Genomic DNA, 13187 nt, shown 5'->3' on the forward strand with positions numbered 1-13187 from the left:
ACAACGTGACCAAAGTGTACGTATACCACTCGAGAATATCGTAGAGATCGTTGCTGAGGTCTCACTCAACCCAAAGTTGCCAGATTCTCGCAAAATCCGCGATCCTGCGGTGGGATGAAACAGACTCTGATCAGGGATTTCACGACGAGAGAACTTCAATCGTGCGTTTCTTCACCGCTCAATCCTATCCTCAATCGGGAGAAGTGCCACACTAGCTAATCGAATTAGCTCAGTTATCAGTTTAGTAACCCACGTTCTATCACTGCGGCCGTATCGCCGGTATCCAGCCCTCGTGCTGTTTGCCGTTGCGGTCCACGAACTCTCTCGGGGCGTTATTCCCTGCACTAGCTAGCGATGATGCTTTTTTTAGCGCCGCTTTCGTACGATTGCAACTGCTGCGATTGCCGCGAGCAGGCTGACGAGTGCGATGAGGCCACCAGGGGTGAGTGTTGATGCACCAACGGTGTCAACCATTTTTGCGTGTATGCTGATCGTGACGGGCTCAGTAGCTGTGCTCTCATACAGAACATAGCCAAGAATCCTGTAAGAGCCTCCTTCTGCCCCGGACGTATCCCATTCATCGCGGAAGCAGATCGATTCGGAGGGGCCCACGTTGGTCACGTTGTGCCTGACCACTTCTGTCGCGTATCCGGTCGAGTTGAGGACTTTTATGATCGCCGTACCGGAGATGTTCACGGTGCCGTTATTCCTGAAAGCCATCTCGATCTCTATCGCGTCTCCGCCAGCGAAGATTTCTGGCGTCGCGGTCAAGCTCACCATCTCGCCGGAAGAGATGCCCAGCCTGAACAGTTCGGTCTCTTGATCCAGCACGTTGCCGCTGGTGTCTTTCAGGCTCACCGCCACATAATAATATCCCGGCGCAACTCCGCTGCTGTCCCACGGGAGAGCGAACGATGCAGGCCCTTTCAATCCTTTCAGGGTGTGGAGGAGTAGACCATCCACCAGCTCACCTGAGCCCTCAGCTCTCACCACCGCGTCGACAATAACATCTTGAGTTTCGCCGGGGTTATTTAGCCAGAGCTCAATCGAGACAGTATCTCCCGGGGGATAAGCATCCCTGTCAGTGTTGAGGTGGGTTATCTCAACGGGTGACGCGGTGTACGCAATCTCAAACGTATACTTCTGGTAAAAGCGGACATCGGTGGTGAGGCGATTGTAGTAGAAGGGGAACAGTGCTATATGTACGGTCGTGCTGCCATCAGGGTTCTGTATGATTTTCCACCCGTATTCGCCCCGGGGATACCATTCTGAACCCGCGAAATCGTCGAATGCCCCTGAAGCAATGCCCGCCTTGCCACCGGGAGCCAGGCTCACCAGAGGCAAATTGAACCCTGTTGCGGTGGTCAGGCCAGATCGTTCCGTCAGTATAACCTCTTGCACCCTATAGCCCCGGGCATAGTCCCGTGAGACGGTGTAATAGGGTACCAGCGGTTTACCTTCTTCCATTTCCGCCTGGCCACCGGGTAGTTCAACATAATCTAACCCGTCTATTGTTTTTACTACATAATCGGGAACGGCCACCGCAAGTGAAGCTACGGGTTGTGACGACTGCGGTATGGTCGTTAACCCAGCAGCTGCTGGTGACGCACCGTATTTGGGATCACCATAGAGGTTGTATTCGAGTATCCACATACGCTCCTTATCTTTTGACGTATTCAGTGTCCTCTTGGTCTCTTTAAGAACCTGCCCTATGGTGAGAGGGCTGTTGACCCAGGACTCGAAGAAATTTTTACCCGCATTATTATTAACATCACGCGATGATTGCTCGGTCGCACCGATATAAACCCCGGCATTACTATCCAAAAAAGCTTCGCCAATACAGTAATCATTGTCATCGGCATCCTCGAAATTGCCCGTTAAACAAGCAAGGCAGAAGGCAAAGGGACAACTGGTGCCAAAATCGACCGGGGGATCATCTTCATGAATGATAAAATTCCACGCATTTATTTCGCCGTGATCCCGATAAACAATAACGTCCTTATCCTGAGCTCGAGCCGTGAAATTCTCAAGCCGTTGCGCATGTGTAACTGGAGGAGCGAAATCGCTAACATACATCTGCTCGACCGTGAACTCGTCGTCAAGTATAGCGGCGATTTCGTCCGCATTTCTCTCGAAACTAGTTGTCACAGCGGTATCAAATGAGTCGAAGCCACTTACCACGAACGCATCGGTGCGATCAAATTGGTCAAGAAGACTGGTTTCGATTGGCCGCATCACCTGAGCAGGGCTATCACCTATGAGTCGTCCCACAATCAACTCCGGAATATTATCGTTTCCACAAATGTCCGCGTAGTAGTTATCAGATAATGGAACAGGATAAACTTGCCAGTCATAGTCCAAGGTAGCGTTGCGGATACCTCGGTCATAGACGTTTCGAGAGGGCACGATCTCGGTCTCACCAACGATTAACAGGTATCCCGTCGAGGTCCAATCAGGATCCAGTTGACGACTCCACCCGCCACCGGGCCCTATCAAATTCTTAACCGTCGAGTGACTGGTGGTATTCAGATATCCCAGTACGCCGCTCTTCGCGACGGCCAGGCTGGCCATGGCTGATAACAGCTCGTCTACCGCTCGGTCATGGTAGTGGTCGAATAATCGTTCTGGGTTTGTCACGATCAAATAATCGGACTCCAGCAGAGCAGCTCCTAGTGCATGGGCAAGCCGCGTTCGGTCTGACGTGAGGATACCGGGCCTATCGAAATCCAGTGTACCCGAATCATACATGATGCTCACCGCCTCATCGCCGATACCGTACTCGGCGAGGCCAAAATCAGGATATAAAACCGGCACAGCCTCGTATTCTACCGTGATCTCTGTCCCGGGAGCCAACCGCTCAGAAAATAGATCAATCTCGATGTCGCAGTGCTTGCCATCAGTAGTACAGTCAGTAGTCACCCTGTACTCACTCGCAGCACTCGTTCGTATTGGCTGGAAGCCATCCACATTATCCTCAATCCGATCCAGTTGAACGCTTGCAGTCCCGCGGTTCTCTATGCTCAACTCCACCTTGAAATGGCTGCCAATTCTGGTGACCTCCCGGCTGACCTGAAGTCCCGGCTCGCGCGCCTCTACCGATACGTTGCGTATGATCGTTTGTTTACAGCCTTCGTTTGCACGAGCATCAACCCGAATGGAATACGTTCCAGGACCCAGGCCGCTGGCATCCCAATAACCGGTATATATATAGCCCGAAGAAGAACTGTTGGGAATCGGTACATGGTTGACGTAGAATTCTACCGCGGAAACCGGATACAACATAGTCATACACCGAAAATCAGCACACCGGGTAACCCCGCGAGGATCATATCTCCACCGCGTACATTCACAACTCTCCTGCTCCACCGCAGCATACACCTCGACAGGCACAATAGTTCCAGCGGGAACCGTGTCACCCTCGCGGTAGTCGATGTAGATGCTATAATCCGAATGAGGTTGTCTCATCGCCATGCCAATACTCTCGCACTCATACGGGGGGTCAAAGAACCGATAAAAGGGGGTTGCCATAAGTAAGGTATTGTCAACTGCTAACGCTTTTATTGTATGCTTATCGGCGAAAAACTCCGCATGTGTCATTCCCGTGGAAAATGGGTTCAGGTACCACTGATATCGTGCAGAATAATCAGCCCCGATACGATTATCAGCGTCCGGCTCAGGAGAGTACGCAGTCCCCAGAAGAAGGTCATCGAGGTAGAACTCGACCCGCTCGAGACCGATGTTGTCAGAAACGTCTGCGGCTATTTCGTAGTACAGAAAGTCAGTCTTCCCTCTGGAGATAGTAAGAGCGTGAACCACCGGTGGCTTATCATCAGGCAACGGCGACGTTTCAAAGAACTCAGTCCGGCTGACTACCGTGTTCTCGCTCGCATCGGTTGATTGCACGGCATAGTGATAGGTGGTCGAAGGCTTCAGATCGCTCAAAACGATCTGATGCACCTTTGTAAGCCCCAGACTGGACTGCTGATGCTCATATGTCCCTGCACGGTCACCAAACTTCACCACGCTGTCGCTCTCTTCGCTGGTGTTCCAAGAGATGGTGGCCGAACTCAGGGTTATTTCGGACACGGTGGGGCCTGTATTAATCACCGGTGCCTCGGTATCGCATTTCCAGGTCTCGTTCCTCCAGTTATTTGTTTCGTTAGCCTCACTCACCTCGTTCTTGTGATCGGCACAGACCGCTATGGTATCGTATGGAGGACTGCACTGCCATCCGTAGTTGAAACATCGTTTCATCCGCTCTTGTGGTACCAACTCCACCTCTACCAGGTCATTAACCCGTGGCTCGCCATCAATGAATAGCGTCGTGTAGTGACCTTTTGGAGCAACGGCATCGCCGCTGTTCCTTATCTGATAACAGATCTCGCCCCCATCAGTCCACACGTCGGTAATAACCAGGTCAGACTCACCGGCGCCACTGCTCACGGTGCACGTTAAGAGCGAAGTAATTACCATTACGAGTACAATCGACCCACACAACGTCCGGCCATCCTTCTTTTGCATTCCAACACACCCCCCGTAAAAGGGAAGGTAACGGCCCTATTTAAGGTCAGCGGGTTTTGTTTTGTGGCTTCATTCCCCAACGAGATCAGCGGCCGTGCGGATCCGCATCAAAGCGGACGTGCAACGGCGGAGTCAGTGGTGTAACTGGGCACTCTTTGCCGTTCTCGGTGGGATCGATGCCTTCATTCCACCAGGAATCTTAGTACCGGACGGTAACGGCAGAAGAGCCCAGCTCAGGGACTTAGGGTGATGCCCGGAAGTTCGATTGGTAGGTAATAATCAGTACGCGCGCTGCGTTCGTACTCCCTTACAGCCCCGTGACGTTCACGATGTCCCGGGCGTGTATTCGCGCACCATGCTGCGCACCACCGCGGCCGTGGATGCGTGCACGAGGAGCGCATCGGTGAGTCGGGCAACGACATGCCGTTTTGCGTACTCGTCCTCCACGAAGCTGATCGCCGGATACGTGACGTTCGCGAGCACGAGCCCGAAGGGCGGTGCTGGCTCGATCGCCTCGGTAATCCGTCGTTCCAGCAGCGCGTTTATCCAATCGTGTGTTCTGCTCCCGCGACCGACCAGTGTCAGTGCCGTAACGATCTTCCGCACCATCTTCCGGAGGAAGCTGTTGGCCTCGATCTCAATAATAATAAACGGTGCGTCTGCTGCACGAGTGATCTCAAGCCGCTTTATTTCGCGGATGCTCGAGAAATACTCGGCTTCCTGCTCGCGGTGTCCAGGCGCCTGTGCGAAATGAGAGAAGTCGTGCGTGCCGATGAAGCGCGTGGCGGCGTCCTGCATACGTACGAGCTCCAGGTCCGTATCCGGCGGCGTGTAGAGGTAATAGCGATACGTGCGGCTGAGCGCGTCTTTACGTGCGTTAAAGTCAGAATCAGGCTGCGCGAGCCCGAAGACCCAGATGTCCCGGGGCAGCATGCTGTTGATCATACGCGGGCTGAGCTTGAGCTGCGCGGTATCGAAGGAGAGGACCTGCGCGAGCGCGTGCACGCCTTTGTCCGTCCGCCCGGCAGCGGCATAGTTCGCCGATGAACGGTCCTCAACGATCTGCAGCGCGGCCAGTGCCTCGAAGAGCGCGCCCTCGATCGTCGGCACGGCCGACTGCGGCTGTACCTGAAACCCGTGGTAGTGCGTGCCGAGGTACCCGATCTTGAGTGCTATGCGCGCCATGTGCCTTTTTAGCGTGTTGTTATTCTTTACGTTACGGTAGAACTACCTAAGCAAGCTGCACGTAAAAGAGGAGTGCGTATGGACGTGCGAGTGATCCTGGTGGAGCCGAAGCTGGCGGAGAATATCGGTGCGGTAGCGCGTGTGCTGAAGAATTTCGGGTACGGTAAGCAGCTGTATCTCGTGAACCCGCCTGCGCTCACCGAGAAGATGTTCTGGGTCGCCTCACATGCCGGTGACGTGCTCAGGGCAAGTATTGTAGTGAGCAGTCTGGAGGATGCGATCGCGGGCTCGACGCTCGTGGTGGGCACGACGGCGAAGACCGGTATCTCGGCGACTCGTCATCTGCGCAAGCCGCTGTTCCCGCCCCGTGAGCTGGTCGCGAAGGTGGCAGAATGCGGAGGAGAGGGCGTGCTCGCGCTGCTCTTCGGCCCGGAGGATCGTGGGCTCCTGAACGATGAGCTCGTGCACTGCGATCTCCTGGTCTCGATCCCGACGAGTGCGGCGTATCCGGTGCTTAATCTCTCGCACGCTGTCGCGATCGTGCTGTACGAGCTGTACGCGGGTCAGCAGTCATGCGAACCGGGGAGTAGTATGGCGCAGCAGCCCCCGGCACTGGCGGCCGTTGCGGACAAGGAGCGGCTGTTTGAACATATCAGCAGTTTCCTGGAGGAGATCGAGTACCGCGCGCACCGGCGTGAGCGGACCCTGCTCCTGCTCCGGCGGCTCCTGGGCCGGGCGGTGCTGACCGCGCGCGAGGTGCGGACGCTGCGGGGCATCCTGCGGAGCGCGGAACGCACGCTGCGTGAACAGGAGAAGCGCGAGCGGCAGTGAGAAGTGCGAATATCTGATCAACTTATCGTTCGTTCGAACCAGCTGCACGGTGCCGATCACCATGGCCGCCCGTTTCAGGCGTGCACAGTGCGTTTCCCGGTATGCGTTCATAGCAGGGCGTATACCGCAAAGCTTTTATGCGGAGCATAAAAAGTTTATTAAAGAGGCGGACTAACAGGTAAAGCATCTCCGAAAGAGCAGAGGCGAAGCGCGAATGAAGCGAATGCGGATCATCATAACGGGATCGGTGGTCCAGGATATCGGCTATAGGTTATTCTTATACGAGCGTGCCGATGAGCTGGGGCTTCTCGAATTCCAGGCACGGAATACAAAGGGCGGTGTGGAGGTTTTCGCTGGCGGAGAAGCGGCTGCGATCGCGCAGTTCTGTGATTTGTTGGGTGCGGAAAAGCCGGAAGGCGCGGAGGTGGGTGCGATCGAGGCCGAGGAGTACAAAGGCAGCATCAGGCCGATCGAGCGCTTTGCACAGCGTTTCATGCTCACGCAGATGGGCAAGTTCGTGAGCATCGGCATGGAGCTATCTGGGACGCAGAAGGAGATCAAGAAGGACACGGGGATGATGCTCGAGAAGCAAGACCTCATGCTCGAGAAGCAAGACCTCATGCTCGAGAAGCAAGACCTCATGCTCGAGACATTACATTCTAGCACTGATATACTGAAGAGATTGCGGAGCGAGAGTAACGCGAATTTCAAACTGCTGCATGGTGATAACAGTGAGCTGAAGGAGCTGATCGCCCACCATGAGCACAGCACGGAGGCACGAATCGAGGCACTCGCCACGGAGATCGGAGCGGAAAAGCATGGCTCAAGCGGTTGGAAGCAGCCCGGGCTTCACAGTCATTAAGGCACATTTGCGTACGTGAGAGAGTGTCCACGCAAGCAGGTGTGCCGGATTTCATAGATTGGTGGTTGCGTGTTCTGTAACAGTTGATTTTTGACGCTCGATTCACGTTCGTGGTTGATCTCGCGGAGATCGAATACCGCGCGCACAAGCGAGAGCGTACGCGGCGGGGCATCCTGCGGAGCGCGGAGCGCAAGCGCCGTGAACAGGAGAAGCGCGAGCGGCAGTGAGAATTCGCTGCTGCGACCGCGTTTATCGTGCCGCTCAACCCATTCATCCTCCACCATGCTGATCGCCCTGACCGTCTGCTCAGGGGCACGCACAGCGCTCGTTCCGGTTGGTTTTACGTCCGATTACGTGCAGCCCTGAATGATGACACGAGGTATGAATAACGCCAAAAAGGCAAAACGAAATAATAATCGTACTCAACACGTTTAGTAAAAAACCAAAAGGCTTTTATAATCCCCGTGAACTAGAAGCGTTCGTGACAACATTCATGTATACCAAACGAAGCAAAGAAGGATGCGGCCAGCGTGCCGCTATATGTACATACACGCTGGTGAAGAAGCGGAGTCTCGTGGCTGCGATCGTGCTCCTCTCGCTGCTGACGCTGCTCACGACAGGTGCAAGTGCGGCTGATATAACGGTCTGCGCCTCCGGGTGCGACTACACCACGATTCAAGCCGCTGTGGATGCGGCGAATCCTGGCGATACGATTATCGTGCACGACGGCACGTACACCGAGAACGTACTGGTAAACAAGAGGTTGACGATCCAGTCACTGAATGGCGCGCTGCTCACGACGGTTCAGGCGGCAAGTGCAAGCGACCATGTTTTCAACGTGACGGCTGATCACGTGACCATCAGCGGGTTCACGGTGACCGGGGCAGCGACTAATTCTGCCGGTATTTATCTCTATCACGTAAATAACTGCACCATCTCGAACAACACTGCCTCGGACAACTATGAAGGCATTCGCCTGACTTCTTGCAACGACAATACGCTGACCGGCAACACCGCTTACTCGAACAGCTACAGCGGCATTTGGCTGTCTTCTTCGAGCAACAACACTCTGACGAATAACACCGCCTCGAACACCACCCGCGGCATTCGCCTGTATTTTTCGAGCAACAACAACACCCTCACGGGCAACACCGCAAACTCGAACGACTTCTTCGGCATTCGCCTGTATTCTTCGAGCTACAACAGCCTTACGGGCAACACCGCAAACTCGAACGACTTATCCGGCATTCACCTGGATTCTTCGAGCTACAACACCCTCACGGGCAACACCGCTACCTCGAACAATGAGTCCGGTATTCACCTGGATTCTTCGAGCTACAACACCCTCACGGGCAATACCGCTACCTCGAACAACCAATCCGGCATTGCTCTGGCCCAATCGAGCACCTATAACACGCTGACCGGCAACACCGCATCGAACAACACCTACTCCGGCATTGTCCTGACTTATTCGAGCACTAACAACACGCTAATCGACAACACCGTCTCGGACAACGCTAATGGCATTTCGACTATTTGGTCTAGCAACTACAACACCATCGCTAACAACACCGCAAACTCGAATCGCTGGTACGGCATTTCCTTGGGTTTTTCGAGCAACAGCAATAATCTCACGGGCAACACCGCAAACACGAATGGCTACGGCTTATCTGGTTCTGTTACAGAATTAGGCGCGGGCATTCACCTGTCTCGCTCGAGCACCAACAACACCCTGACCGGGAACACCGTCTCGAACAACACAGGCACCGGCATTAACCTGCGGCATGCCGCGAGCAACAACACCATCACCTGTAACTGGATACACAGTAACAGCCAGTACGGGCTCTACCTCTTTAATGGCAGCACCGGGAACACCATTGCAGAGAACAATATCCTAGCCAACGGCGTTCAGCAGGACGATTGCAGCTGGCACTATAATCTCTATAATGACCAGAACGACAGCGTTATCGCGGAAAATAATTACTGGGGCACGAAGACCGATGCGGTCATCGCCGCGAGCATCAATGAGCATCCGGGAACGGTGGATTACGAGCCGTTTTTGAGCTTCCCCGCGCTGTGCGCACCGCTTGAGACCTTCTGTCTCTCAGGCTATACGCAGAACGAGAGCGGTGTGGGTCTTGCCAACTGGACGATCAACGTGACGAGCTGTGCCGGTGCGATGAGTAGCGAGACGAACGAGTCCGGCTACTGGGAAGTCTGCGCGCTCATACCGGGGCTCTTTACGGTCTGTGCAGAACTCCAGGAGGGGTGGAGTGTAGATGACCCTGCTTCAGGATGTTATGAGAACATCACGATCATAGGGACGAGCATAACGAACCTCAACTTCACGATTCGTGAATCAGTCTACTGCCTTTCAGGGTATAAGCTGAACGAGAGCGGCGTGGGTCTCGCCAACTGGACGATCACCGTGATGAATAGCACCGGTGCTCTCGTTGCTGCAAACACAACGGACGGCACGGGCTACTGGCTCGTTTGCGGCTTACCGCCCGGCACGTATACGGTGTGCGAAGTGCGCCAACCCGGATGGCTGATCGATGACCCGGCATCTACCAGTGGCTGTCATGAGAATATCACGCTCATAGAGACGGAGATAACGAACCTCAACTTCACGAACCGCCAGGAGGTCGGTCAAGAACCGTGCATAGAACTGGTGAAGTGGATAAACGGTGAGGACTCTGCAACCGCCGAGCCCGGTGATACGCTGGTGATAACACTCTGGATCAACAACTGCGGTAACGTCAATCTTACCAACCTTTCAGTACGCGACAACTTCCCGTTGAAGCAGTTCAATGCTGGACTCAGCTATGCTGCTGGCACGGCAAACCCGGCCGACGATGGTGGGGTGAGCGGTATTAATGAGACCGGCTGGATTGCTTTTGCTGTCGATTGGTGGGGGAACGATCCTATCGCTCCCGGGCACTTACTTCAGTTTGAACCGCTGGCACCCGGCGCGAATTTCACGATCACGTTCGAAGCGACCGTCGATGACCTGGCGGAGGGCGCGTACGATAATTGCGCCACGGTGACGGCTGATTTCATCACTCCCGGGCAAGTGAGCGGTACGGTAAACGCTACTGACTGCGCAACGGTCGTTGTGGCACCACCGGTAGTCCAGGAAGTCCCGCTCCTGACACCAACCGGCCTCATCGCACTCGTCAGCCTGCTGGCGGCCATAGCAGTACTCAGCGTGAGCAGAAAGAGGCACTAATTAGCTACAGCCTCTTTCTCTTTTTTTTTCTTTTTTTGATTTCGTATCGCAGCCTACCGTGAGTTCCGGCGGCAGTGAGACGACCGGCAGTCGCGCGGAGAAGTATAGTATAGCGTATATGGCTCTTCTCCTGGTTCAGGAATGAAGAACGCGGATATTTACGCAGAGCGGTACACGGTAGTTATTTGCCGAAGCCAGCGCATACTCGGGGCCCTTTTCACGCTCCAGAAGAGTAGTGCACGTACACCCCGGAGTCGCTGATCTCAACCCGGCGTGTGTAGTCTCTACCATATCGGTGATCCTGAGTAGTGCGACAGCAGGCACCCAATCGCCCGCACTTCGAGCCACTTCAGTTCCGTACTCGAAAAACAGCAACAGCGAGTAAGCCCGCCAGAGCGAGCAGCAGTTCGAACCCGGCATCGCCGAGCTTTTTTTGCGCTTCCTGGTTCGTTCTTGCACGTTCCCGGGCGGTATACGCTTCTGATAACGTGGGGTCCCGTTCGATCGCCCGGTCAAAATCCGCTATCGCTTGCTCGTACTGCTCCAGGGCCTCATACGCAAGCCCGCGATGGTAATATGCTTCACCGTACGCGGGATAAAGCGCGATAACCGCGGTGAAATCGTCAATCGCCGGTTCGTACTGTGCGGTGGCTTTATACGCAAGTCCGCGATTATAATATGCTTCACCGTATTCAGGATCCAGCCCGATCGCGGTAGTGAAATCCTCGATCGCACGTTCGTACTGCTGTAAGTTACCATACGCATTGCCTCGATGGTAATATGCTTCAGCATACGTGGGATAGAGCGCGATAACCGCGGTGAAATCGTCAATCGCCTGTTCGTACTGGTTCAAGGAATCATACACCAGTCCGCGATTATAATATGCTTCACCGTATTCAGGATCCAGCCCGATCGCGGTAGTCAAATCCTCAAGCGCGCGTTCGTACTGCTGCACGTTACCATACGTAATGCCACGATGGTAATATGCGGGTGCGTACGCAGGATCCAGCTCGATCGCGGTATTAAAACACGCAAGAGCGTTCTCGTAGTCACCGAGCAGCCCATATTCCAAACCGCGCTCGTTCCATTCTTCCGCGGTCTCTGCGGCAACGAGCGGCAGGAACAGACAAATGCCGATCACCACACCCAGCAGAAGAGCCCGTGATACGGTTGTGCGTTGCATCTTACTTACTACCTACCTCAGTCACGTTCAGTTCAGTTTAGTACAGGTCACGCGCACCATACGCGCCTGTGAACACCCGCTCTTCGCGTTTACCGTGCTACGCTACGAGAGTGCGTGCCTGCATGCACATACTAGACATATCACGGATAAGCTATAAAGATACGGTACGGTTGGTAACCGGGTAATCGTGTTATGTTAGTATCTCAGAGACAGCCCCTGCGAGCTCCTGCACGCGCACTAACGCGACCACCCAGCGAGTATCGCAGTGCTTCCCCGTGCCAGTCAGTGTGGTACCGCTTTCGTCCGGTTCTTATCGTGCACCCGCGGAGCAGTTACAGACAGAAGCGGTGCGCTGCAGCTGATTCTGCCAAAAGCGTCCGCCCGCGCGCGTGTAAATCACCGTTACGTGCGGGTGCTGTATGTATAGAGATAGATCAGCACCACCTATAGTTGAGCGAGCCGATCCGGAAGTATTAAATAGAATGACGGTACACCACCACTACAGTGATACGAAATGGCGAACAGTAAGCTAGCGGTAAGCTTGGCTTTGATCGTGCTGATTTTTGCAGGCATTGGTCTGGTATCCGCAGGTGCGATAACCGTAACGAATAGCGAGGTCAACACAGGAACTGCACCGACTCAAGGAGCAGTCACGTACGCAGAGAATTCATCGGCCTGTCCGCCGGCGATGCCCAACATGCCCAACATGCCCAACATGCCCAATATGCCCAACATGCCCAATATGCCTGCGATCGGTGAGATCTCGGGCGTATCGAACGGTACTGAAGATTTTGAGGCGATTGATGTCGCGCCCCAGGAGCTGCCGGGCGGCACTTACAACTACCGCAACTACACGGTGAAAAATACGAGCGTCAGCTACAACGGGTCAGTGACGATTCTGACAACGGGCGATGTGCTCATTGAGAACGGAACCATCAATACGACGAACAGCGATATAACGATCATCTCGGGTGGCGACATTACCGTCAAAAACGGGGGCTCGATTTATACCGCCGATGCTCCTACCGGAACGAGCGGCAGCATTACGCTCGAAGCTGCGGGCTCAGTCGATACACAGTCAGGCATTGTTTTTTCGGGTAATGGGTATGCGAGTGGTGGCGTACTCATCAAGGCTTTCGGGAGCAACACGATCACACTCTTCGCTACGACGCTCTGGACTGGCAACGCCGAGCTCGACAGCGGCGATCTGGAGCTGTGGAGTGCCGGCAGTATTGACGCGAACAGCAGCACCAGCTGGACAGGGAATAGCATTAACGGCACGTCGGGCCACGTTGCCTGGTATGCTCAGGGTGGCGACACGATCACACTCTTCGCTACGACGCTCTGGACTGGCAACGCCGAGCTCGACAGCGGCG

At 54.6% G+C, this 13187-nt stretch carries 8 protein-coding genes; 4 read left to right on the forward strand and 4 right to left on the reverse strand.

All coding sequences use genetic code 11. From position 1 onward, the window contains the following. Nucleotides 1–366 precede the first annotated feature (366 nt). Nucleotides 367–4521: a hypothetical protein gene (locus ENN68_05440; GenBank protein HDS45520.1), complete on the reverse strand. Its 4155-nt coding sequence runs from the start codon at nt 4519–4521 to the stop codon at nt 367–369. Between the two features lie 324 nt (nt 4522–4845). Then, entirely contained in the window at nt 4846–5706 is an 861-nt protein-coding gene (gene truA, locus ENN68_05445; GenBank protein HDS45521.1) for a tRNA pseudouridine(38-40) synthase TruA, read from the reverse strand. Nucleotides 5707–5784: 78 nt separating this feature from the next. Here truA and ENN68_05450 point away from each other — a divergent pair, with 78 nt between their 5' ends. From ENN68_05450 to ENN68_05460, 3 genes are all read left to right on the forward strand, one after another. Then, nucleotides 5785–6537 (forward strand): RNA methyltransferase, encoded by a 753-nt coding sequence (locus ENN68_05450; GenBank protein ID HDS45522.1) that lies wholly within the window; start codon nt 5785–5787, stop codon nt 6535–6537. 214 nt (nt 6538–6751) lie between these two features. Beyond that, entirely contained in the window at nt 6752–7399 is a 648-nt protein-coding gene (locus tag ENN68_05455; GenBank protein ID HDS45523.1) for a hypothetical protein, read from the forward strand. A gap of 493 nt (nt 7400–7892) precedes the next feature. Next, nucleotides 7893–10628, forward strand: a complete 2736-nt coding sequence (locus tag ENN68_05460; protein HDS45524.1) for a hypothetical protein — start codon at nt 7893–7895, stop codon at nt 10626–10628. Nucleotides 10629–10977: 349 nt separating this feature from the next. Here the strand turns inward: ENN68_05460 and ENN68_05465 are convergent, their stop codons facing one another. Beyond that, entirely contained in the window at nt 10978–11811 is an 834-nt protein-coding gene (locus ENN68_05465) for a tetratricopeptide repeat protein (protein ID HDS45525.1), read from the reverse strand. A 639-nt stretch (nt 11812–12450) separates the two neighbouring features. Then, complete coding sequence (locus tag ENN68_05470; GenBank protein ID HDS45526.1) at nt 12451–12645, reverse strand: hypothetical protein; 195 nt, start codon at nt 12643–12645, stop codon at nt 12451–12453. A 22-nt stretch (nt 12646–12667) separates the two neighbouring features. On the opposite strand from ENN68_05470, the gene ENN68_05475 reads away from it, so the two are divergent. Beyond that, nucleotides 12668–13187: hypothetical protein (locus ENN68_05475; GenBank protein HDS45527.1), on the forward strand; the 520-nt coding region annotated here is incomplete at its 3' end.

It is taken from the genome of Methanomicrobia archaeon, from assembly GCA_011049045.1.
Classification (GTDB): Archaea; Halobacteriota; Syntropharchaeia; order Alkanophagales; family Methanospirareceae; genus JACGMN01.

Bases quoted from the DNA above. Each gene is read 5' to 3' on its own strand.
- ENN68_05460 (HDS45524.1), top strand. From the start codon at position 7,893: ATGTATACCAAACGAAGCAAAGAAGGATGCGGCCAGCGTGCCGCTATA.
- ENN68_05440 (HDS45520.1), bottom strand. From the start codon at position 4,521: ATGCAAAAGAAGGATGGCCGGACGTTGTGTGGGTCGATTGTACTCGTA.
- ENN68_05450 (HDS45522.1), top strand. From the start codon at position 5,785: ATGGACGTGCGAGTGATCCTGGTGGAGCCGAAGCTGGCGGAGAATATC.
- truA (HDS45521.1), bottom strand. From the start codon at position 5,706: ATGGCGCGCATAGCACTCAAGATCGGGTACCTCGGCACGCACTACCAC.
- ENN68_05455 (HDS45523.1), top strand. From the start codon at position 6,752: ATGAAGCGAATGCGGATCATCATAACGGGATCGGTGGTCCAGGATATC.
- ENN68_05465 (HDS45525.1), bottom strand. From the start codon at position 11,811: ATGCAACGCACAACCGTATCACGGGCTCTTCTGCTGGGTGTGGTGATC.